The 20871-nt window shown below is 66.7% G+C and carries 23 protein-coding genes; 12 read left to right on the top strand and 11 right to left on the bottom strand.

The window, feature by feature from the left end; genetic code table 11:
* Positions 1 to 20 precede the first annotated feature (20 nt).
* Complete coding sequence (locus tag ACFVW6_RS31010; RefSeq protein WP_355279884.1) at positions 21 to 566, bottom strand: hypothetical protein; 546 nt, start codon at positions 564 to 566, stop codon at positions 21 to 23.
* Positions 567 to 846: 280 nt separating this feature from the next.
* Between ACFVW6_RS31010 and ACFVW6_RS31005 the strand changes: the two genes are divergently transcribed.
* Positions 847 to 1944, top strand: a complete 1098-nt coding sequence (locus ACFVW6_RS31005) for an exo-alpha-sialidase (protein WP_378833453.1) — start codon at positions 847 to 849, stop codon at positions 1942 to 1944.
* Between the two features lie 3 nt (positions 1945 to 1947).
* Positions 1948 to 2220 (top strand): MoaD/ThiS family protein, encoded by a 273-nt coding sequence (locus tag ACFVW6_RS31000; RefSeq protein WP_378833456.1) that lies wholly within the window; start codon positions 1948 to 1950, stop codon positions 2218 to 2220.
* 29 nt (positions 2221 to 2249) lie between these two features.
* On the opposite strand, the gene ACFVW6_RS30995 is transcribed toward ACFVW6_RS31000, so the two are convergent.
* The gene (locus ACFVW6_RS30995) at positions 2250 to 3668 is read right to left on the bottom strand and encodes a DHA2 family efflux MFS transporter permease subunit (protein ID WP_378833458.1); all 1419 of its coding nucleotides are present in this window, start codon (positions 3666 to 3668) and stop codon (positions 2250 to 2252) included.
* Positions 3669 to 3808: 140 nt separating this feature from the next.
* Between ACFVW6_RS30995 and ACFVW6_RS30990 the strand changes: the two genes are divergently transcribed.
* Positions 3809 to 4813 carry a sigma-70 family RNA polymerase sigma factor gene (locus tag ACFVW6_RS30990; protein ID WP_378833461.1) on the top strand — a complete coding sequence of 335 codons (1005 nt, stop codon included), beginning with the start codon at positions 3809 to 3811 and terminating at the stop codon, positions 4811 to 4813.
* Here ACFVW6_RS30990 and ACFVW6_RS30985 read toward each other — a convergent pair.
* The 5 genes from ACFVW6_RS30985 to ACFVW6_RS30965 all read right to left on the bottom strand — a co-directional run bounded on the left by ACFVW6_RS30985 (position 4739) and on the right by ACFVW6_RS30965 (position 6658).
* Positions 4739 to 5104 carry a hypothetical protein gene (locus ACFVW6_RS30985; protein ID WP_378833463.1) on the bottom strand — a complete coding sequence of 122 codons (366 nt, stop codon included), beginning with the start codon at positions 5102 to 5104 and terminating at the stop codon, positions 4739 to 4741. The two genes, ACFVW6_RS30990 and ACFVW6_RS30985, sit on opposite strands and share 75 nt — an antisense overlap.
* A 35-nt stretch (positions 5105 to 5139) precedes the next feature.
* Positions 5140 to 5349 (bottom strand): hypothetical protein, encoded by a 210-nt coding sequence (locus ACFVW6_RS30980; protein WP_355279870.1) that lies wholly within the window; start codon positions 5347 to 5349, stop codon positions 5140 to 5142.
* 20 nt (positions 5350 to 5369) lie between these two features.
* On the bottom strand, positions 5370 to 5738 hold the full coding sequence (locus ACFVW6_RS30975; protein WP_355279868.1) for a hypothetical protein: 369 nt from the start codon (positions 5736 to 5738) through the stop codon (positions 5370 to 5372).
* Positions 5739 to 5754: 16 nt separating this feature from the next.
* Positions 5755 to 6084, bottom strand: a complete 330-nt coding sequence (locus tag ACFVW6_RS30970) for a hypothetical protein (RefSeq protein ID WP_378833466.1) — start codon at positions 6082 to 6084, stop codon at positions 5755 to 5757.
* A 412-nt stretch (positions 6085 to 6496) separates the two neighbouring features.
* Positions 6497 to 6658: a hypothetical protein gene (locus ACFVW6_RS30965; protein ID WP_378833469.1), complete on the bottom strand. Its 162-nt coding sequence runs from the start codon at positions 6656 to 6658 to the stop codon at positions 6497 to 6499.
* 132 nt (positions 6659 to 6790) lie between these two features.
* Here ACFVW6_RS30965 and ACFVW6_RS30960 point away from each other — a divergent pair, with 132 nt between their 5' ends.
* The 6 genes from ACFVW6_RS30960 (at position 6791) to ACFVW6_RS30935 (ending at position 13077) form a co-directional block, all read left to right on the top strand.
* Positions 6791 to 8593, top strand: coding sequence for a PQQ-binding-like beta-propeller repeat protein (locus ACFVW6_RS30960; protein WP_378833471.1), 1803 nt, complete (start codon positions 6791 to 6793; stop codon positions 8591 to 8593).
* Positions 8594 to 8730: 137 nt separating this feature from the next.
* The gene (locus ACFVW6_RS30955; protein WP_378833473.1) at positions 8731 to 8946 is read left to right on the top strand and encodes a hypothetical protein; all 216 of its coding nucleotides are present in this window, start codon (positions 8731 to 8733) and stop codon (positions 8944 to 8946) included.
* Positions 8943 to 10193 (top strand): hypothetical protein, encoded by a 1251-nt coding sequence (locus ACFVW6_RS30950; RefSeq protein ID WP_378833476.1) that lies wholly within the window; start codon positions 8943 to 8945, stop codon positions 10191 to 10193. The genes ACFVW6_RS30955 and ACFVW6_RS30950 overlap by 4 nt, the downstream gene beginning before the upstream one ends.
* An 80-nt stretch (positions 10194 to 10273) precedes the next feature.
* Positions 10274 to 10585, top strand: a complete 312-nt coding sequence (locus ACFVW6_RS30945) for a hypothetical protein (RefSeq protein ID WP_378833478.1) — start codon at positions 10274 to 10276, stop codon at positions 10583 to 10585.
* Positions 10586 to 11013: 428 nt separating this feature from the next.
* Positions 11014 to 12372, top strand: coding sequence for a M91 family zinc metallopeptidase (locus tag ACFVW6_RS30940; protein WP_378833480.1), 1359 nt, complete (start codon positions 11014 to 11016; stop codon positions 12370 to 12372).
* A 12-nt stretch (positions 12373 to 12384) separates the two neighbouring features.
* Positions 12385 to 13077, top strand: a complete 693-nt coding sequence (locus ACFVW6_RS30935) for a hypothetical protein (RefSeq protein ID WP_378833483.1) — start codon at positions 12385 to 12387, stop codon at positions 13075 to 13077.
* Between the two features lie 7 nt (positions 13078 to 13084).
* On the opposite strand, the gene ACFVW6_RS30930 is transcribed toward ACFVW6_RS30935, so the two are convergent.
* A complete protein-coding gene (locus ACFVW6_RS30930; RefSeq protein WP_378833484.1) occupies positions 13085 to 13756 on the bottom strand; it encodes a TetR/AcrR family transcriptional regulator in 672 nt (223 codons plus the stop codon).
* Positions 13757 to 13951: 195 nt separating this feature from the next.
* Between ACFVW6_RS30930 and ACFVW6_RS30925 the strand changes: the two genes are divergently transcribed.
* From ACFVW6_RS30925 to ACFVW6_RS30915, 3 genes are read left to right on the top strand one after another with little or no spacing between them, the layout of a single operon-like run.
* The gene (locus ACFVW6_RS30925; RefSeq protein WP_378833485.1) at positions 13952 to 14167 is read left to right on the top strand and encodes a hypothetical protein; all 216 of its coding nucleotides are present in this window, start codon (positions 13952 to 13954) and stop codon (positions 14165 to 14167) included.
* Positions 14164 to 15675 carry a hypothetical protein gene (locus ACFVW6_RS30920; RefSeq protein WP_378833486.1) on the top strand — a complete coding sequence of 504 codons (1512 nt, stop codon included), beginning with the start codon at positions 14164 to 14166 and terminating at the stop codon, positions 15673 to 15675. The genes ACFVW6_RS30925 and ACFVW6_RS30920 overlap by 4 nt, the downstream gene beginning before the upstream one ends.
* A 58-nt stretch (positions 15676 to 15733) precedes the next feature.
* Positions 15734 to 16093: a hypothetical protein gene (locus ACFVW6_RS30915; RefSeq protein WP_378833488.1), complete on the top strand. Its 360-nt coding sequence runs from the start codon at positions 15734 to 15736 to the stop codon at positions 16091 to 16093.
* A 76-nt stretch (positions 16094 to 16169) separates the two neighbouring features.
* Here ACFVW6_RS30915 and ACFVW6_RS30910 read toward each other — a convergent pair whose 3' ends face one another.
* The 3 genes from ACFVW6_RS30910 to ACFVW6_RS30900 all read right to left on the bottom strand — a co-directional run bounded on the left by ACFVW6_RS30910 (position 16170) and on the right by ACFVW6_RS30900 (position 20552).
* Positions 16170 to 16760 carry a hypothetical protein gene (locus ACFVW6_RS30910; RefSeq protein ID WP_387793458.1) on the bottom strand — a complete coding sequence of 197 codons (591 nt, stop codon included), beginning with the start codon at positions 16758 to 16760 and terminating at the stop codon, positions 16170 to 16172.
* Between the two features lie 180 nt (positions 16761 to 16940).
* On the bottom strand, positions 16941 to 18023 hold the full coding sequence (locus tag ACFVW6_RS30905; RefSeq protein WP_378833492.1) for a Fic family protein: 1083 nt from the start codon (positions 18021 to 18023) through the stop codon (positions 16941 to 16943).
* A gap of 636 nt (positions 18024 to 18659) precedes the next feature.
* The gene (locus ACFVW6_RS30900) at positions 18660 to 20552 is read right to left on the bottom strand and encodes a DNA/RNA helicase domain-containing protein (protein WP_378833495.1); all 1893 of its coding nucleotides are present in this window, start codon (positions 20550 to 20552) and stop codon (positions 18660 to 18662) included.
* Positions 20553 to 20871: the final 319 nt, after the last annotated feature.

Here is a 20871-nt window from a genome sequence, read left to right as displayed (position 1 = left end):
CGGAACTTCGGTGCCGGAGATCAGCAGGTGAGGTTGGCCGCGCCGTACGAGGAGAACGACACGTGCACGTGGTCGTAGTGGTTCTGGGTCGGGCTGCCCCGGTCCTCCATGTACGACCAGCCGCCGCCGTCGTTGAACTGCTGCTGCCAGATCACGTAGGTGACGCCGAAGCGCGCCTTGTTGGCCAGCACGAACGCGGCGATCGCATCACCCTGCGCGGGGTTCGAGGTCATGATGTCGAGCGCGAGGCCGGCGCCGTGGTCACCGTCGAATCGCCCGTTGGCGCCGCCGATGTCGGAGAGCCCGAACATCTTCTGCACCATGTGGCTGACCTGCGCGACGTGGGGCTGGGTGCCCTTCCACTCCGTCGAGCACAGGTACTTCAGCTTCGAGGCGGACAGCGTCGCCGATTCGTCGTCGGCCGCGACCGGAGCAGGCGCGATGGTCGGCTCGTCGTGGGTCAGCGCGGGCAGGACGTCGACCTCGACGGCGGACGGGGTGTGCGGCACGACGGCCGCGACCTGCTGCACCTCGGTCCCGCCCGGCCGGAACGCCATCCAGAGCATGCCGGGAACCGTTGCTGCGAGGCTGCACACAGCCAACGACATGCGCCCCGTCGGAGGAGCGGGGGTGCGATGTTGACCAGGCACTTTAGAAATCACCAGCTACTGTCGAGAACAAGGTCACTGCCAGATTACGAAATGGTCGCGAAAAAGTCACGCTCGTGCGGCGGGTTGCGCACGATCGGACCAGTATCCCTCACGAAACGCGATCATGCGGCCCTTACGTCACCGCGGAGTACGCTCATTTTCATCCGCGTCGGTGCTGACGACCTGGAGGTCGGCGATGGACGTACTTCTCGGAATCGGAACGCGCAAGGGATTGTTCCTGGCCCGCAGCTCGGACGGCCGGGTGAGCTGGACGGTGAGCCCGCCCCAGTTCCCGGTCGCCGACGTGAAAGCGCTGGCCATCGACACCCGTCGGGAAACCCCGCGCCTGCTGGCCGGTGTCCTCAACAGCCACTTCGGCCCGACGCTGGTGGCCAGCGACGATCTCGGCGAGACCTGGACCGAACCCGACGACGCCCCACTGGCCTTCCCCGACAGCACCGACGCCGCGCTCCAGGGCGTCTGGCAGATCGCGCCGGCCACCGAGGCCGAGCCGGAGGTGGTGTACGCGGGCGTCGAACCGTCGGCGCTGTTCCGTTCCACCGACGGCGGAAGGACTTTCACGCTGGTCAGAGGCCTGTGGGACCATCCGCACCGGCCGCAGTGGGAGCCGGGCGGCGGCGGGCTCGCCCTGCATACCGTCCTCCCACATCCCACCGACACCCAGCGCCTGGCCGTGGCCATGTCGACCGGCGGCGTCTACCAGACCACCGACGGCGGCGCCTCCTGGACACCGACCAACAAGGGCGTCACCGCCGACTTCATGCCCGGCGAGCTGCCCGAATGGGGCCAGTGCGTGCACAAGGTCGTCCGCGACGCCGAAACCCCCAGCACCCTCTACCTGCAGAACCATGGCGGTGTGTTCCGCAGCACCGACGACGGCACCACCTGGCAGTCCATCGACGCCGACCTGCCACCGTCGAATTTCGGCTTCCCGATCGTCGCCCATCCCCGCCGCCCCGGCGTCATCTACACCTTCCCGCTCGTCGCCGACATGGACCGCTTCCGCTTCCCACCCGACGCCACCTGCGCCGTCTACCGCAGCGACGACGGCGGCCGGACCTGGTCGGCGCGCACGGACGGTCTTCCGACAGTGCCGTTCTGGGCCGCCGTCATGCGCGACGCGATGACCGCCGACGACGCCGACCCCACCGGCATCTACTTCGGCACCCGCAACGGCGAGGTCTACTGCAGCCCCGACGAAGGCGACCACTGGCACCTGGTCGCCGACAAACTCCCCGACGTCCTGTGCGTCCGCGCCGCCGTCATCGGCTGACCCATGGCCCGCGTCCTGCTCCCCTCCGCCCTGCGCCCCTACGCGAACGGCGCGCACGAACTCGACATCGACGCCCCCACCCTGCGCGAGGTCCTCGACGCCCTCCGCGACCGGTCCCCCGCGCTGGAACGGCGTCTCCGCGACGAGCGCGGCACTCTCCGCCGCTACGTCAACTTCTACGTAGACGGCGACGAATGCCGCACCTTGAACGGCGTCGACACTCCGCTGACCACGAACACCGAACTGATGATCATCCCGGCCGTCGCCGGCGGGTAGATCGCCGCGCGGCGACCCACCGACGCGGCTCACACCGGAACCATCGCCGCCGCCTCGCCGTCGGCCGTCCGCGCCCGGCGACCCGGTAGCGCGAGCGCCACGACGGCCCCGAGCAACGACAACGCGGCGCCCACCGCGATCGCCGGACCGAACCCGTCGACGAACTCCACCGTCGACCCGTACCCACCGAAGCCCGCGAAAACCGCCACCACCACGGCGATCCCGAACACCCCGCCGAGTTCCCGCATCATGCTGTTGGCGCCCGCCGCCTTCCCGATCGACCCGTGCTCCACCGCCCCGACCACCGCGCTCTGCGCGGTCGGAATCGCCATGGACACCCCGATTCCCGCCACCACCAGCGGCAGAATCAGGGCCGGATAAGCCATTCCGGGATCGGCGACGATCGCGATCCAGCCCAGCCCGACCGCCTGGAGCGTCAATCCGACGGTCATCAGCGGACGCTCCCCGATCCGATCGGCCAGCACCCCGGCCAACGGCGCGCAGAAGAACAGGGTCAAGGTCCACGGCAGCAACCGCAGCCCCGCGCCCAGCGGCCCGTAGTGGAACACCATCTGGAGGAACTGCGCGAAGAAGAACACCGCGCCGAACAGTGCGGCGAAGGTCAGGAAGATCGCCACGTTCCCGGCCGCGAAGCCACGGGACGTGAACATCCGGACCGGGAACATCGGTGTGCGCGTGCGCGATTCCCACACCGCGAAACCGAGCAGTGCGACGATGCCACCACCCAGCGTCACCAGGATCTCCGGATCCGTCCAGCCCACGATATTGCCGCGCACCAGCCCCCACACCACGCCCAGCGCACCACCGGTCACCAGCCCCAACCCGACACCGTCGACTGCGGTATCGGGCCCGAAGCTCTCCGGAATCCACACCAGCACCAGCGGAATGGCCAGCAGCCCGATCGGCACATTCACCCAGAAGATCCACTGCCACGACAACCCCTCCGCGACCGCCCCGCCGACCAGCGGCCCGCACGCGACCGCCAACCCGGTCACCCCTTCCAGCACCCCGATCGCCCCACCCCGCCGCTCGGGCGCGAACGCCGCGGTGACCAACGCCAACGCCAAACTCATGATCAGCGCCGCCCCCGCGCCCTGCACCACCCGCGCCACGATCAACGCCCCGGCCGACCCCGCGACCGCGCACGCCGCCGATCCGGCAACGAAGATCGCGAGCCCGACCGCGAACATGCGGCGCCGCCCGAACCGGTCCCCGAGCACCGCCGCAGTGATCAGCAGCACCGCGAAACTCAGGTTGTAGCCGTTGACGGTCCATTCCAAGGTCGCCAGCGAGGCGCCGAAATCCTCGCGCAGCGTGCCCAACGCGGTCGCCACCACCAGGGTGTCCAGCGCCGCCATCATCGAAGCGACGGCTCCCAGCGCGAGCACCCAGCGCTGCGTAGCCTTCGACACTGTCGGTATCTCCATGGGGGTGTCCTTCCGGTCGATCGAGCCCACACACATACCGACCGGACACCGGAACAAACTCATCGCGCGCACACCGATGACTTCTCGCCGGGCACGCGGTCAGTACTAGCAGGGGACCCCTGTGCCCGGAAGGACGGCGAATGACCCAGACCGACGAGTTCGCGACCCGCACCCTGCCGTACCGCCGCGAACTCCTGGCCCACTGCTACCGCATGCTCGGCTCCCTCGACGACGCCGAGGACCTGGTCCAGGAGACCCTGCTGCGCGCCTGGCGCGGCTACGCCGACTTCGAGGGCCGCGCGTCCCTGCGCACCTGGCTCTACCGCATCGCCACCAACGCCTGCCTCAACGCCCTCGAACACAGCAGCCGCCGCGTCCTCCCCTCCGGCCTCACCGGCCCCGCCGACCACCCCGACCAGCTGCGCGGCGACGCCGACACCGTCCCCTGGCTACAACCCGTCCCGGACATCCTCATCGAACCCGAGTCCACCGACCCCGCCGCGATCGTCGCCACCCGCCACACCACCCGCCTGGCCCTGATCGCGATCTGGCAGACCCTGCCACCCCGCCAGCGCGCCGTCCTGATCCTGCGCGATGTCCTGCACTGGAAGGCGACCGAGGTAGCCGACCTCCTCGACACCACCCCGACCGCGATCAACAGCACCTTGCAACGCGCCCACGCCACCCTCGCCACCCACACCACCGACGCCGACCACATCACCGAACCCGACGACCCCGCCGTCCGCGCGATCCTCGACCGCTGGGCCACCGCCTTCGCCTCCGCCGACATGGCCACCCTCGCCACCCTGCTGAAGTCCGAGGCCGTCTGGGAAATGCCCCCGATCCCCGACTGGTTCCGCGGCCGCGCCCGCATCCTCCACTTGATCGCCACCCAGTGCCCGTCCCGCGCGAGCACCGTCCGCATGATCCCCACCGCCGCGAACGGCCAACCCGCCTTCGCCGTCTACATGAACAGCGCGGCGCACTCCATCCAAGTCCTCACCGCGACCGGATCCGGCATCGACCGCGTAGTCGCCTTCCACGGCCCGAACCGCTTCCCGCCCTTCGGTTTACCGCTCACCCTGAGCCTTCCGCTTCCACCCGATCCGCCCTACCAGCCGCGTGAACCGCTGCGCCAGTACTGATGACGCCCGAGGCGCGGCGGGAGCCCCGGCGATCATTCCGGGCCCTGGGTGGTGCGGCGACCGATGACGCACCGCCGCCTCGATGAGCCGATCGAGTTCCGTCCCATAGTCGGTGATAAGCGATTTGAGCAGCTCGTTGCGGACCCGGGGGTCGTACCCGGAGTACTCGGCGAGCATCGCCGCCTTGTAGCGATCGGCCGACGCCCGGAACATCGCCGCGTCCTGCATGGTCAGCTGGCCCGATGCCATCAGCGACCGGATCCGGGCGAAGGCGGGTTCCTCGATCTGCACCCGGATCAGTTCGAGCAGTTCACGATCCGGCACCGCTATCGCCCCCGGTCGATTCGATCCTGCGCTATCTCCGCCTCGGCGAGGCGTTCCTTGATCCGCATGTCGGTCCGTACCGCCTGCTTGGCCGTCGCGACCTTCCGCTCGAGCTCGGCGCCCGCCTCCGCGATGGCGCGGACCGGGTTGGTACTCAGCTCGGCGGACGGTTTCCGCCGCGGCCGCTCGGGCCTGCGTTCGATATTGCTCATGGCGGTTCCTCTCCTCGCGCCTACGTCACCCGGATCCGGCGCAGTTCTTTCGCGAGGTCCTCGACGAGGCTGTCCTCCAGCATCTGTCGCACCTCGGGATGCCACCCGTTGTCGGCGTGCAACTGCATCAGGCAGTCGTTGAACCGCTTGGCCGTCACCGATTGCAGGGCCACCCGCTTGGCCACCCGCGCGTCCTGCATCGCGACCTGGATCTCGATGCTCGCGCGATGCACCGAGAGCACGACCTCCTTGATCGCGGTGACGACGGGGTATTGCAGTGCCATCACCACCGCTTTGATGACCAGCTCACTGACATCGTTTCCATTACGCGCCAGCTCGTTTCGCGGGTCGACGACCCGGAACGGAATGTCAGGCACAAAGTCGCTCAAGAATTCCTCCGTACTTTCATTCGAGCAGAGCCACACCGATAACGGTCAGCACACCCAACCCGCCGATGGTGAACAGCGTGAGCAGGAATCCCTGCACGCACGTGCTCAACACCGTCCCGACCGCGACATCGATGAGAAAGAGTTCGAGATCGGCATCCTCGTCGCCCCGTCGCGCTTTGCGCTGCCTGCCGAGCAGGCCGGTGACCGGATAGGCGAGCAGTTGCCGCGCGGTGCGCAGCGCCCCCTCCTCCCCCTCCAGCTCCTCGAAAACAGTGACCATCAGCCACTTCACCGCGGGCACGACAATGAACTTGGCGACGCTCACGCTGATGACGAGAATCAGCACTGCCTTGACTATCGACCACAGCACGCGCGAAGACCGAGCCCTCTCGAACGACCACAGGGATGCCGAAAAGAAGCGAAAAGCCGATACCTCGGGTTGCGAACAAACGCGCCGAGCTGGGGAAATTCTACCGCCGGAAATCGGCATGGCAAGCTTGATTCGTTTGCGGCACTAGGCATTTAGCAAACGTTGTGCGAATCGCCGGTGTCGGCGATCTCCTTGGATAGGCCCGGGCGCCTTACGCGACCCCAGTCGCCTGGAACCGTCACGTGGAGCTAGCTCTCGCCCACACTCGCAGCATCGGCATTGCGCCAATCACATTGGCGGTAGTCCGATTCGAGCATGCCGACCCCACGATCGGCCGCCGACTACCGCGCGGCACCGAGGTCTCGTGGTAGTCGCGCACCCAGCGGCGTTATAGCCCGTACTTGCGCACGAATTCCTCGGTGAGATCGACGGCGGGAACCCCCAGATCGGCGGCCCTGGTCTCGACCGTCGTCTCCTCGATGAGCTCGGAAGGCTCCGGCGGCAGCTCCCGCCAGCGCGCTCGCGGATCACCTTCGTGCTGCTCGGACATGGCCGCTCCCCTCGTTCCCTCTCCAGCGTATCCGGCACGCGGCCATCCGGCGATCAGCGCCGGAACCGCAGACCGAATACGCTGTTCCCGGCCGCGCCGCCCGCGGCCGGGAACAGACGAGGGGACAGTTTCGTGGGGGAAAGCACTTCGGCCGACCGAGCACGCACCACACTCGATGATCCGCCCACCTCGCTACCGACGCTGGAACGCCCCCTCGGCCGACTCGCCCACCTCCGAGCGGTCGCCGCCGCCGTCGGCACGGGCCTGCTCGTGGGCGGTGTGGTCCTGGCACTCGTCAGTCTGTTCGGCACCACCACGATCACGGTGCCGGACTCCTTCGCCCAGCCGACCACATTCGCCACGGTCGCGGCCGTACTCGGCGGCCTGATCCTGCTCATCGGCCTCGCCGCCTGGCTCGCCGGCCGCCGCCGCACCGTCGACCTGTGGACCCGCCAGCACGACTGGGAACAGTTCGCCACCGCGGCCATCGTGCTCATGATCGTGATCCTCGCCGGAATGTCCTGGCGCGAACACCTGCCGAGCAGCTACGACGCCCTCCGCGCCACCCTGCCCTATTTCGCCCAGCTACCCACTGCGGCCGCGGCGACGATCCTGGTCGGCACCGGCGCAATCCTCGTCCTGCCACTCACGTTTCACATGGGCGTGTCCCGCACGATCGGCCGACGTGCCGTCACAGTGGCGACCGCCGCCGGTCTGGTCATAGCCGCCACGGTCAGCACCCTCGCGATTCACGCCGGCGACGACGACGCCAATATCGACCATCGCACAGTCGATTCGACCACGCCGTCCGCCCTCCCCGCCCGCGTGAATGCGGAGGCCTACCGACTCGAACTCCCGCCGCTCAACAACAGAGCCGAAGCGACCGGCCGCCAGGTCCTCGCCGCGGGCACCGGCTTCATTATCGCGGGCGTCGACGGCTTGCGCGCCTACGACGGCGCGACCGGCGAACCGCGCTGGCACTACCTGCGCCGTCCGCAAGCGGGCAAGCGCGTGTTCGCTCTCGAACGTGGAACCGCCGCCGTCACGGCCGACCGCTCCGTGGTGACGACCCGCTGGAACGGCCCCGGCTTCGATGACCGCCGCATCACCTTCGACGCCGTCACCGGCAAGATCCTGTGGACCTCCGAGGAAGCCAACGACTACACCTCCGATGGCAAGGACAACTCGGCCCGGCTCTTCGACACCCTCACCGCAGACACCCTCATCGCCGAAACCGAGCGGGAGATCAAGGGATACGACGCCCGCACCGGGGCCCGCCGATGGTCGACCTCGAAGTCGACTCCCGACTGCGTATCCGCCGAAGCACCCACCGAAGCCACCGCGACCACCCTCTACCGCGTGCTCCGATGCGGCTCGACCGGGCGCATCATCGCCCTCAGCGCCGGCACCGGCGATATCGTCGGCACCCGCAACATTCCCGACGACGACCAGCCGAACCTCGAGCTGATGTCGAACACCCTCATGGCCAGCTGGGACGGCAACGGCAGAAGGTATCTCCTCACCGACACTCCGGAAAATCTCGCGAGCGCGCCCGTCCGCACAGCGGGCTGGCCCTTCGCCGCGGACCCCGCAGGCCCCGCCGTCTTGGTCGCCTCGACGGAGGAGCCCGACGCCACCCTGACATTCACCAGCGATCCCGCAAGCATCCCGGTTCCCGGGTTCACCAGGTGGAACGACGGCTCCGTGCAACTTCTCGCCGACGAGATCATCAACCTGAACTTCGGCGATACGCCATCTCTGACCCGATGGGATCGACGAAACCTGGGAGCCCCCACCACAATCCCGTTCGACAGCACCTGCCGCCCCAAACAGACCCAGCCGAAACTGCTACCGATCTCCTCAGCCGTCCTGGTCGTCTGCCAAAACAACGAGGCGATCGGTGACGCCACCCTCGACATCATCGGCTTCCGCTAGCGGTCCGGCCGCACCACGGGTCCGCGACGAACCGGAAATCGTCCGTCTCCACCGCGCACTCAACCGAAGAAGCGCTAGCGCTCACCCACCGCTATCGTGTAATCGCCACTGCCCCAACACTATCGAAGGAGCCCCCGGTGCCGGACCGCCTCGACCAGCTGACCGCGACCCTCGGAGCCCCTCCCCCGGCGGACTTCGCGACCCTCGACGTCGCCGACCTCACCCACCTCCACGACCTCACCGAATCGGCACTGGCCGCCCGCAAGGCCGCCATGGACGACGCCCTCGGAGCGGGCATGCACCTCATTCCCCGCCTGGCCCGCCCCGCCGTCCGAAAGGTCCTAGGACTATGAGCAGCGTGCGACACACGATCGCCGAGATCGCCAAGCTGGCCCGCGTCCTCGGCGTCGACCCCGCCGAACTGGATTACCTGAAGACGCAACCCCCTTCGGCCATCAAGGCGTACCGGGACCAGGTCAGCGACGAGATGTCCGGCCGCGACGTCCTGCGCATGCAGCGCGTCGCCGCCGCCGTGAAACTCGTCCCGAAGCCGATCGCCGCACTGGTCGCCGAGAAAGCACTCGGCCCGGCCCTGGCCGCCGCGGTCGCCGGCGCCGTCGAACCCGCCCGCGCGGTCGGCATCGCCGAATCCCTGTCCCCGAAATTCCTCGCCGACGCGACGGTCCTGCTCGACCCGAAACGCGCCGCCGAAGTCATCGCCCGCGTCCCCGACGCGATGGCCGCCGAGGTCGCGCAAGAGCTCATCGCCCGCGGCGACTACCTCACCATGGGCCGCCTGGCCGGCGCCATGCCCGACTCCATCCTGTTCGCCGCCCTCCCGCAAGCCGCCGACAGCGACATCCTCCAGGTCGGCCTCCACCTCGAGGACAGCTCCCAGGCCGAACGCCTGCTGAACATGGTCACCGACCGCGTCCCCGGCATGGTCACCGCCATGTACGCCGAGGAGAAATGGGCCGACGCCATCTCCCTCCTCGACATCATCGGCCCCGAGGAACGCGCCCGCATGGCCGACATCGTCGCCGAACAAGACGACGAGATCCTCGACGGCCTCCTCACCGCCGTCAACCAACTCGACGCCTGGGACGCCCTCCTCCCCGTCGCCGCGGGCATGGCCATCACCGGCCTCCAACGCCTGGCCCAACGCCCCGTCATGCACGACCCCGCCACCCTGCAACGAGTCTCCGACATCTCCCTAGCCCAGGGCCTCTGGCTCGACCTCCTCCCCCTGGTCCGCCACCTCGACCCCGCCCAACAGCGCTGCATCGCAACCCGCGTCCTCGCCGAACCCGACCCCGCCCTCCGCGACCTGATCATCCTGGCCAGCCCCGAAGCCCCCACCATGCTCCCCCTGGCCCTGATCGTCGAAGGCGAACCCCGAGCCCGCGTCCTCACCCTCCTCGACGGCCTCCCCGAACTCGACTCCCTCGTCGAACTCCTCGGCGGCGGCGACCACACCGCCTGGGAAACCCTCGTCGCCATCACCGGCGAACTCCCGGACCGCATGCGCAAACTCCTGGTCGTCCAGGCTCGCGCCTGCGGCCTCGACGAAGTCGCCGCGGCCCTGGCGAGGGAGACATAGTCCGCACGGACTGCCGATCACCCGTTCCGAACCGTTGACCCCACCCCGCTCCCTCACTAGCCTTCCAGCAAGGGGGAATCATGAGCGGTACCGAAAGTCTGGACCTGCCTGTCGCGGAATTGGTTTCGACCATCCAGCGGCTCGGCACCGAGATCGAGACAGTTCGCTACGACTGGAACTCGCTGTCCACCGAGATGCTCGGCGCCGAGCAGGGATGGGGCGGTGAATCGGCGACCGCCGCGACGACCCTCGGCACCGCGTTCGATACCGTCGGAACCGCGGTGCTGACCGCACTGACCGGTTTCACCGAGGCCGTCACGGCGAGTATCGAGTCACTCGCCGCGGCCGACGGCTCGACAGCGGCAGCCCTCACAGCGCAGGCGGGCATCTGATGGCGACCTGGGCCGATGTGACCTCCTGGAATTCCGACACACTGATGAACGCGGTCCGTGCCTTGTCCCGCCGCACCCAATCAGTCCGCGATTTCGAGGGGTACATCGATCGTGCGTCCGCCTTCACCGGTTGGACCGGCGCGACGAAGAACGCCGCGCAACAGAATCTGCTGACGTCCAAGACCGAACTAGGTCGAATCGCCGGAATCGTCGAGCCACTCACCCAGGTCGCGATCAACCGTGCCGACACGATGGATCGACTCCGAACACGAGCCACCGACCTCGAAACTTGGGCGACGACAGAAGGATTCGAGATCGCCGCTGACGGCTCGGTGACGGACAGCTGGAAACGCGACGGACGAGACACCGACCTGTCCGAGTCCGAACGCGCCCGCCGCACAACAGTGCAATCGGACATCGTCGCGACCGTGGCAGCCATTGTCGCCGACGCGACCACCGACGACCAGACCGCCGCCGCGGCACTGCGAACCGCTGCCACGGAATTGGGCGGCGGCATCGATCCGGCCGGGCAACCCGTCGTCCTCACGACCGGCAAGACAGTGGTGATCAAGACAGGCGACGGCGACGACGATGTCGACGTCCACGAAGACCCCCAAACCCACGTCGTCACCGTGACGGTGAACGGCAAGGAGTACAAGTTCGAAGGCCAGCAAGCCCAGAACATCACGATCTTCGCCGAAGGCGGCAACGACACGATCTCCGTCGACGCCGGCACGCAGGTCGGGTTGAAACTCGAAGGCGGCGCGGGCAACGACAAGATCCAGGGTGGTGGCGGCAAGGACTACATCAACGGTGCCTCCGGCGATGACATTCTCGGCGGCGGCACGGGCGATGACGTCATCTACGGCGGCGATGGCAACGACACCGTCTTCGGTGGCGACGGCAACGACTACGTCGAAGGCTCGGCCGGTGACGACACCGTCTTCGGCGGATTCGGCAACGACACCGTGTCCGGCGGGCTCGGCAACGATCGATTGCAGTCGGGCGGCGGAGACGACAAGGTCTACACCGGCGCCGGCACCGATTCGGTCGGCAACGACGGCGGCAACGACACCATCTACGCGCAGGACGGCGAGGATTCCGTCTCGGCGGCCGGCCAGAACGGCACCAACAACGTCGTGAACGTGGTGCTCAGCGATATTCCCGACAATGTCACCGTCACCGGTTCACCGGAATTCCAGGAACGAGTACGGGCCGACCTGGAGTTCATGCGTTCCTCACCGACCGGGCAGCAAATGCTCGCGGGCCTGGGCGAGACCCCGCACAGCGTCACGATCATCGAAGGAGCGGCCGGCACGGACTCCGCCAGAGCGACCGATCCTGCCGCTGCCGATCTCGGAGCCGACGGAAAACCGGGTGCGGGCACCTCGTCGACGATCACCTACAACCCCCGCGGCACATCGTTCTCCGAGGTCAGCCCCTTGTATGCTGGAACGCCCTACGACAACCACCCACCGATCACGACCCTGTACCACGAAGCCGCGCACGCCTACGACGAAACGCACGGAACGATGCGGCCGACCACCGATGTCTATACCGGCACCGACGCGGTCGACCGCCGGTACCCGAACCAGTACTCACCGACCGGCGAGGGCATGTTCGAACGCGAACGGGTCGCCGTGGGCCTGACCATCGACCACGACAACGACCCCAGCACACCGGAACAGGTCGCCGACGAGAACGAGCATCCCGCCGCGCTGACAGAGAACGCACTGCGAGACGAACTGGGGATTCCCCGCCGAGAACACTACGCACCCGGGAAGTGACCGGTAACTCCCATGAACCTACGATGCGTTCTCGTCGTATCGTCGATCATCGTCCTCGCTGGATGCGCCCAGGAACCCGATGACTCGGCCGCGCGATATCCGGCAATCCCGAGCACCTCACCCAAACCTTCGGCCACCCAGACCGACGAGAACCGCGATCAGTGGTGCGAACCCGCTGCGGCGCAATGGGACGAAAAGCTGGGGCTGACCGTGGACTTCGCGACAACCCCCACGGAACTGATCATCCGCTACATCGCCACCAACAACCGAACCACTCCCGTCTACGCGATCAACCGAATCCAGCAGGACACCGGCGCAGCCGCACCTCGCGAAAGGCATTTCGTCGTACCCCGCTCCGACGATGTCGTCGAGATCAGCCAACGACAATTCCGGTACCGATCGCCGAACTGCGTCGTACCGAGGTCGATGCCACTACCACCCCCATTGGCGTCCCGGATCGAACCCGGATCCACCCTCACCGACACCATCCACGTTCCCTTGCCCCTGCGCGTGATCCACCCAGAAGGACCGCCGGCGGCGGAATACCTGCCACCACTCACCCCTCACCATCCGATTTCGTTCTGTCTGGGCTTCTCGTCGACAGCCGATCCAGATCCCCGCGACGTCGACGGCGAGCCCTTGTACGACGTCCCGACCATCGGACCGGAGACCGTAGCCTGCAGCACCCCGCTCGAACTGCCGTGAGCTGCCGCTACTCCGAATCCGCGTTCAATGCTGCCAACGTGACGAATATCGGCACATCAGGCGCCGCCTCCACCCCACGCCCCCGCAAAAACGCATCGATCATCCCCCACACCAATTCCCCCACCCGCCGGACGAATTCACCCGAATCCGGTTCGTCCTCACCCAACCACAGATCAGTGAGCGCGATCATCACCCCGACGATCGCCCGCGCCAGATACTCGATCCCCTCGGCGTCCAACGGAATCGAATCCGCCACCACCCGCGCCCTTTTCGTGAACCGAGCCGCGACCGCACTGCTGAGGTCGTACTGCCCGGTCGACCCTTCTCCACTCGTCCCGGCATGCGCCTGCGCCAGAAACCGGAACACATTCGGATGGTCGAGAATCCCGACGGCATAATCCCCGAGCGCCCGCGCGATCGCCGCACGCGGCGGCTGGAGCAGCAGCGTCAGATCGGTACCGGTCGCGGCGAAAGCGGTATCGGCGAACCGATTGCCGATGGCCGTGTAGAGATCACTCTTGTCAGCGAACTGCCGATACAACCGCGGCTTGGTGATCCCCGCCTCGGCGGCGAAAGAATCCATGCTGACCCGCGGCCCGTCCCGATCGAGCACCCGGATCGCGGCATCAACGATGACATCCCGACTCACCGGCGGCGGTCGGCGGCTCGGTCTGGTCACCCACTACACCGTACACGTACCGCAAGTACGACTTGGCAGCATCACCTCGATTCGCTCCGGAAAGCACCCCGATCGCCAGATATGACCAGCGACACCACCCAGCCAGCCCGCTTTACAATCCCGTTCCGGACCGGCAGTATCGCAATTCGTACCGGCAGTACGCTCTGCCGAACACCGCAGCGAAGGAGAAGGTCCGTGCCGGATGCCCTGGCTCAACTCACCGCGACACTCGGCGCCCCACCACCCCCGGAATTCGCGAACCTCACCCCCGAGCAACTGACCCTCCTCGACACCTACGTCCGCGCCGCGTTCGACACTCGCCGCGCCGCCCTCGACGACGCCGTCAACTCCGGCATGCGCCTGATCCCCCGCCTCGCCCGCCCCGCGGTGAAGAAGGTGCTCGGCCTGTGACCACCACCCACCACAGCACCGCCGAGATCGCCAAACTCGCCCGCGTCCTCGACCGCCGCGACTCCACCGACCTCGACTTCCTGGCCGACCTCCCACCCGAGGCTTTGCGCCGGTTCCGCGACCAGATCACCACCACCATCGCCAACCGCGAATCCCGCCGCATGCAACGCATCGGCGCCGCCGCCAAACTCATCCCCGCCCCCATCGCCGCCAAGATCACCGAAGCCGCCTTCGGCCCCGTCCTGGCCGCCGCGATCGCCGGCTCGGTAGACCCCGCCCGCGCCGTAGCCATCGCCGGCGCCCTCTCCCCCACCTTCCTCGCCGACGCCACCGTCACCCTCGACCCCCGCCGCGCCACCGCCCTCATCGCCGAAGTCCCCGACCGCATGGCCGCCGCCACCGCCCGCGAACTCATCGCCCGCGGCGACTACCTCACCATGGGCCGCCTGGCCGGCGCCGTCCCCGACCAGGTCCTGCGCGCCGCCCTCCCCCACGCCGCCGACATCGACCTCCTCCACGTCGGCTACTACCTCGAGAACACCGACGCCGCCGACCGCCTCCTCACCATCGTCACCGACCGCGTCCCCGGCATGATCCGCGCCACCGCCGCCGAAAACCAATGGCCCGAAGCCATCGCCCTCCTGGACCTCCTCGGTCCCACAGAACGCTCCCACCTGGGCAATGTCGTCGCCGATCAAGACCCCGAAATCCTCGACGCCCTACTCACCGCCGTCACCGAGCTCGACGCCTGGGACACTCTCCTCCCGGTAGCCGCTGGCATGGAATCCACTGCCCTGCAACGTCTCGTCGAACGCCCACTCATGCAGGACCCAGCCGTCCTCACCGGCGTCGTCGACCTCGCGCTCACCCACGATCTCTGGCTCGACCTGCTCCCCCTCGCCCAACACCTGTCGCCCGCCCAGCTCCACACCGTCGCCGCCCGGATCTCCGCGGAGCCCGACGACGCACTCACCGCGCTCATCGAGCAGGCCCACACCGGCGACCACTGGGACATCCTCATCCCCGTAGCACTGGCCTTCGACGAACCCGACCGCCGCCGCTTCGCCGCCCTCCCCGTCATGCACCGCCCGGACACCTTGTCGGCCGCCGTCACCACGGCCGCCGCCCACAACCTCTGGTCCGCGGCCCTCCCCCTCGTCGACGCCCTCCCGCCCCACACCCACGACCACCTCGCCACCACCATCGCCACCCTCTCCACCCCCGACTTCCACGCCGCCCTCACCGCGACCCCCGCCGCCGGCGCCACCACCACCCTGATCCGCATCGTCCTCCGCCAGGCCCCCGCCGCCCGAACCCGCTCACTCACCCTCCTCGCCGACTTCGACGACCTCGAGTCCCTGGTCACTTCGTTCACGACCACCGACCCAGAAGTGTGGAAGTCCGTGGCGGCCATCAACTCCGACCTCCCTCCCCGACTCCGCACTCTCCTCGCACCCCAAGCAGCCCGCTGCGGACACAGCGACATCGCCGACGCCCTGTCGACCTGACCCACCAACGAACCGCGGTCACCACGCCCGACCGCGGTTCCCCACTACCATCCGCGCCATGCACCCCATAGGCAGCCGAAAGCGCAACCAACCCGCCCCACCCCACGCCGTCTACGCCGCGCTGACAAACCCGGACCGCGACCCGACCCGCCCCTGGCTGATCCTGCTCCCCGACGAGCAACGCCCGACCATCCTCGAGCGCAACGATCCCGACCTCGTCATCTGGAGCTCACTCTGGCCGAAACACCCCACCGCCCGTATCCGTTTCGACCTCCCCACGGACGGCCGAGGTGGCACAGACCTCCGCTGGACCCTCTACATCGGCACTCCGAACCTCGACGACTCCGCGATCGGTCACCTTCGCTACCGGCTGAACACCTTGATCAACGCGAACCTTCGGTACTCGTTCGGCCAATGAGTCGAGACACGCTGCATACCTGGGGAATTCGGCGGGCGCCACACATGAACTACGCAGACCGTGATGTTGTCTGACCTTAACCGAACCGAGCACTTCCCCGGCGATCCCGAATCGTTCCGCTCCACCGCCCACTACGGGTCGGAACGTACAGATCCCGCAGCAGCGGATCCGCCTCGATCCGAGCAACGGTGTCCGCATCAGGCGGGTACGGCCGAGCACGCACCACCCATTCCCGCCGCAATTCCGGAGTACACACCTGAATCTCGTCGAACTCCCACGTCTTCCGCCCGGACCAATCCATCTGTTCCGGTTGGTCCTGAAACCCAGCCGCGTAGCCGAGATACTCGTTCCACACCGCGTACGAAGTCGCCAGCGACACCTCCGCAGGCACATCAAGCTTCAACAACCATCGACCGTGTGCCCATTCATGGTCACCGAGCAACATGCTCGCCGATGACCGAACAGCCCCGCGCCGCCACGCCCGCCCGGGCCAGCACCACACCGGCGGCGCCCCACCACAGTCGATTCCCCGCCGGCCCATCTCCGCCACCATGTCGGCGTACGCACCACGCCAGTTGCTGACCACCAGATCCCAGTCGGCGCGATAGACGTCAGCGTGACGCAATATCGCGACAACTTCCGGCGCCTGCAACGTCCAAAGCCTCACCGCTGAACACCCCCACCAACCTCGCCGACCTCACCCCGCCGCCCGCGACCAAGCCGAACTGCAAGCCCGCCAGCACCTCGTAGCCTCCAGCCGAGCCCGCGACTACCTCTGGGTGGGTGTGCTCACCGATTGAACGTCAGCACCCTTCGCACGGTGAAGCCATCGCCCCACGAGCGAGCGTCAGGGAGCCGTCAGTAGATCCAGGAACTCTGCATTGATGAACACGCGGTCTCGACCAATCTTCACGTCTCGAATCATCCCGGCTTCGGCCAGCCCGTTCAACCAGCCGGTTGCGGTCGGCCGCGAAACACCACAACGTTCCATCACTGTGGCGATGCGGCAGTACGGCTGTTCGAACAGCACCGCCTGGAACTCCGAATCGGATCCACCCTTGCACACTGTTCTGGCCTGCTGCGCGAAGGTTTCCTGGAGCTGCCGGATGTTGTTGATCTTCGCCACGGTGGTCTCCGATGTCTGCGTGACGCCGGCAAGAATGTAGAGCAACCAGGACTCCCAGTCCCTCTCGGCGGTGACTGCACGCAACCGCCGGTAGTACTGACGCTTGGTGTCGATGATGTAGCGCGAGAGGTACAGCACCGGGAGCCGTAGCAGCCCGGCTTCCACCAGCATCAGCACGTTCAAGATGCGTCCGGTCCGCCCGTTGCCGTCGGAGAACGGGTGGATGGCCTCGAACTGGTAGTGCGCGGCAGCCATGACGATCAGCGGATCCACACCGTCTTCGGAGTGCACGAACCGCTCCCAGTCGGCCATCTTCGCCGCGATGACCTCCTGACCTTCCGGCGGGCTGTAGATGACCTCGTTGGTCGCTGGATTTCCGATGCGGGTACCCGGCAGATCACGGAGCCTCATCTGCCGGTTCTTGATGATCCCGCACACCTCTACCGCGGTCGAAGCAGTGAGCCCACGGGCCATCGTGTGCTCGTAGCCGATCCGCAGCGCGTGCCGGTACCGAAGGGTCTCTCTCGTCGCTGCATCGGCATTGGCATCGTCATCGACGTGCCGGAAAAGCGCATCAGTGGTGGTGACGATGTTCTCGATCGCCGAGCTGGCCTGCGCCTCCAGCAGTGGGATCGTGTTGATCAGCACCGTCGGGTTGGGCATGGCCATGGCCGCCTGGTCGAGCTGCGCCAGCGCCCTGTTTGCCGCGATCGCCGCTTTCAGCACGAGTCGAGTCTCGAGAATCTCGGGCTTCGGAACCGCCGGAAGGTCGTTGAACGGGACATCCGGACGCCAGCTGGTCATCGACCCAACCTGCCACAACAGGCAAGACATGTAAAGTTTCCCCGGTTTTTTTTACACGTCATAGCGATGTGTGAAGTTCTTTTGCATGAGGTCGCTGCGCGCGGACATGCCCTGTTCGGCTCAGTTGTCGAGTCCCTGCGCTCCGCAGCAACCAGTTCGCGTTACCGACCATCTCCCTGCGAGTGCGCCAGCCCACGACCCGCTCGAGTGCCACGGTGGCGTTGCTGGTCAGACGCGCCTGACGCCCAATACCAACTGAGTGCTCGGCTCGCTATCCGAAGGATTCGGCTGGGCCGATCAGCCGCACCGATTCCACCCAGGCCTGCCTAGCTGTAGCAGCTGCAGGCCGGTCAGGTACAGACGTGGCTCGAGTCCGACGCTGTCGTATGGTCGACAGCCGGTGGGATCTTGGGGCGGCCGATCCGGCACTCGGCCCCGCACGGACAACGCCGGCATGGCTGCGCCCTCCGACACACACAACACGCCGGTGCCTCGAATTCAGGGGATCTCGATCTCCTGAATCACCACAATGTCATCGCACCGCTCACGACAAAGACCGAAACTTGATCCGCTGCAGTAGTTTCCGCCCGGCAAGTCCGCGTTGTGGGTGCAAGCTGCGCGCTGACCGAACGGACCTCACTGCACCTGCGACATATTCGTCAAGGGCACCAGATCAGTGAGCAACCGTTGGGTCTCCGGGTCGGTGGAGTAGATGACGACACCCCGCATACCGCGGGTGAGCAACACCTTGTAGACGTTGCGAATCAACCGATCGAAGTCTTCGTCGAACAGCGTCTTCGACTTCATGGGCTTGTCCCTGTTCGCGTTGCGCGCGCTGACAAGCCGTCCGTGGCGAGCTACCAGATCGGGGCCGATAATGACGCCCGCCCAGTCATACTCGAAACCTTGTGCAGTGTAGATGCACCCCACCTGCTCGAAACCAGCTGGATCGGTAGCCCAGAACGAACTGGACGGAACTCCATCAAGTGTCCTGGTGGCCTTGGAATTCCACGGCATCGACCACGACCCGATGCGAACGTCGTCGACCAGACTGCCGTCCTCGTTCGGCACGCTCCACGGCCAGCAGTATCCGGCGGTGATACGAGCGGACTCACCTGCGTCTTGCTTCGTCCGCAAGAAGTCCTGCATCTCTTGTGGCGACCTGGCCACCCGAACCTCGAACCTCCGGTCATCGGTCCAGAGAGTTGGCCCCCCGACTCGCAGTCCCAGTAGGCGGCGCACCCACTCGTCGTACTCGTCGCTTCCACCGCACCGGAACAACCCGTCCAACTCGATTGTGTGCACCGGGTAACCCGCACGCGTGGCATGTGACTGGATCTCGTTCTGCGTACCCACCTCGCCAGGACGTACAACCTGATGCTCGTCCAGCAGGAACACCGGAACCTTGGCGGCTGCGATGAGCTCGTCGATCTGCGGACGGTCGATTCGCCTCTCCCTCTCCGCTTTGGGCGTGAAGCGGTTCGTCGACACCGCGCGAATACGATGCGCCTCGTCGCAGATCAAGACATCGAGTTGGTTCTGCCGGTAGTTCGCGAAAGTCCGGTAGTACTGGAACAGGCCCTTCAGCTCGGTCGATCCCTTCGCAGGGTACTTCCGAAGAGTCTCCGTAAAGGCGTTTGAACCAGTGGCGTGCCTGACCTTGTATCCGTCTCGGTGCAGTTGCGCGAGCAAGGTGACCGCGATCAAGCTCTTCCCGCTGCCCGGGCCGCCGGTCACGATCACGACACTCTTCTGATCCCGCTCGTGTGACAACCGCACCTGTTCAAGCACCCGCTGGTAGGCGAGCTCCTGATTGTCTATCAGCGAGTACTCGGTGGCCTCACGTAGTTCCGACGCGGTGAACGTGATCAGATCAGGCCGAGGCAGAATCGTGCTGTCCAACAACCGCTCAGCAGACGACGCGCTTGCCCCCGGGGCAAGGCGGCTCGCCAGGAACGCCTGGAACTCGGCACGCCGCTCACCGGTGAACAAGCGACCGAACTGGTCAGGCTGTCTGGCCCGCAAGGTGCTGATCGAGTTCTCGGTGGCGTTGTGCAGATAGGCGGCGCCGTGTACCGACTGCGGACGATCGTGGAGTACCTCGATGTACTGCGCGAGGTACCTGCAGTACCCGCGAACCTGGTCGATCGGATGAAGTTCCTCGTCCCGTACGCCACTCGCCCGCACGATGCGATCGCAGTTGTAGGCCAGCTCGGCCTTGCTCCACTGCTTGAGTTCCACAACCACGTAGCTGTCGGCGCCGGTGTGTGGATTGATCCCGGCCAGAATCACATCCGCCCGCGACCTCGTCTCCGGCAGGCGGAATTCGATCAGCATCTCGACGTCGCCCAAGCCGGCTTCCAGGAGATCCTTGGCAATCTCCGGAAGGCTCGCCTCCCAGGACCGCGTCTGGGAATTCCGCTGCCCAGGCTTTCGTCGCTGACGCTCCACAATCATCTCAGCAAGTACGGCCTCCAGAGACCACTCCATCACCTCGGCCGCGGTCGTCCGCAGAGCCCTCTCCACCACGTCGGAATCCCCCTGGCAGCACGAAACCCTCCTGCAGCGGGGGCCTATCCGCCTAGCGGAAGCCCGTCGGGCCGCAACCTGACGGTTGAGATCGTATCGCACTCCGGCCGTGGCCCCCGATCCTCTTGCTGCACAGCAGTCTTGCGAATCATCATGACCTTCACGGAAACCGATCCGGCAGAATACTGCCAGGCCGACGGCGTACCGCATTAGCAGCTGCGTAGAACGCAAAAAGGCCCTCCAACCGAAGTTGGAGGGCCTTTCGCAATGATGTTCCGGCGGTGTCCTACTCTCCCACACCCTGTCGAGTGCAGTACCA

Source organism: Nocardia sp. NPDC058244, from assembly GCF_042882065.1.
Classification (GTDB): domain Bacteria; phylum Actinomycetota; class Actinomycetes; order Mycobacteriales; family Mycobacteriaceae; genus Nocardia.
The sequence above is the reverse complement of the archived record's forward strand: the minus strand, read 5'-3'. Positions and strand labels throughout refer to the sequence as shown.

Bases quoted from the DNA above. Each gene is read 5' to 3' on its own strand.
- ACFVW6_RS31010 (WP_355279884.1), bottom strand. From the start codon at position 566: ATGCTCTGGATGGCGTTCCGGCCGGGCGGGACCGAGGTGCAGCAGGTC.
- ACFVW6_RS31005 (WP_378833453.1), top strand. From the start codon at position 847: ATGGACGTACTTCTCGGAATCGGAACGCGCAAGGGATTGTTCCTGGCC.
- ACFVW6_RS31000 (WP_378833456.1), top strand. From the start codon at position 1,948: ATGGCCCGCGTCCTGCTCCCCTCCGCCCTGCGCCCCTACGCGAACGGC.
- ACFVW6_RS30995 (WP_378833458.1), bottom strand. From the start codon at position 3,668: ATGGAGATACCGACAGTGTCGAAGGCTACGCAGCGCTGGGTGCTCGCG.
- ACFVW6_RS30990 (WP_378833461.1), top strand. From the start codon at position 3,809: ATGACCCAGACCGACGAGTTCGCGACCCGCACCCTGCCGTACCGCCGC.
- ACFVW6_RS30980 (WP_355279870.1), bottom strand. From the start codon at position 5,349: ATGAGCAATATCGAACGCAGGCCCGAGCGGCCGCGGCGGAAACCGTCC.
- ACFVW6_RS30965 (WP_378833469.1), bottom strand. From the start codon at position 6,658: ATGTCCGAGCAGCACGAAGGTGATCCGCGAGCGCGCTGGCGGGAGCTG.
- ACFVW6_RS30950 (WP_378833476.1), top strand. From the start codon at position 8,943: ATGAGCAGCGTGCGACACACGATCGCCGAGATCGCCAAGCTGGCCCGC.
- ACFVW6_RS30945 (WP_378833478.1), top strand. From the start codon at position 10,274: ATGAGCGGTACCGAAAGTCTGGACCTGCCTGTCGCGGAATTGGTTTCG.
- ACFVW6_RS30935 (WP_378833483.1), top strand. From the start codon at position 12,385: ATGAACCTACGATGCGTTCTCGTCGTATCGTCGATCATCGTCCTCGCT.
- ACFVW6_RS30915 (WP_378833488.1), top strand. From the start codon at position 15,734: ATGCACCCCATAGGCAGCCGAAAGCGCAACCAACCCGCCCCACCCCAC.
- ACFVW6_RS30905 (WP_378833492.1), bottom strand. From the start codon at position 18,023: ATGACCAGCTGGCGTCCGGATGTCCCGTTCAACGACCTTCCGGCGGTT.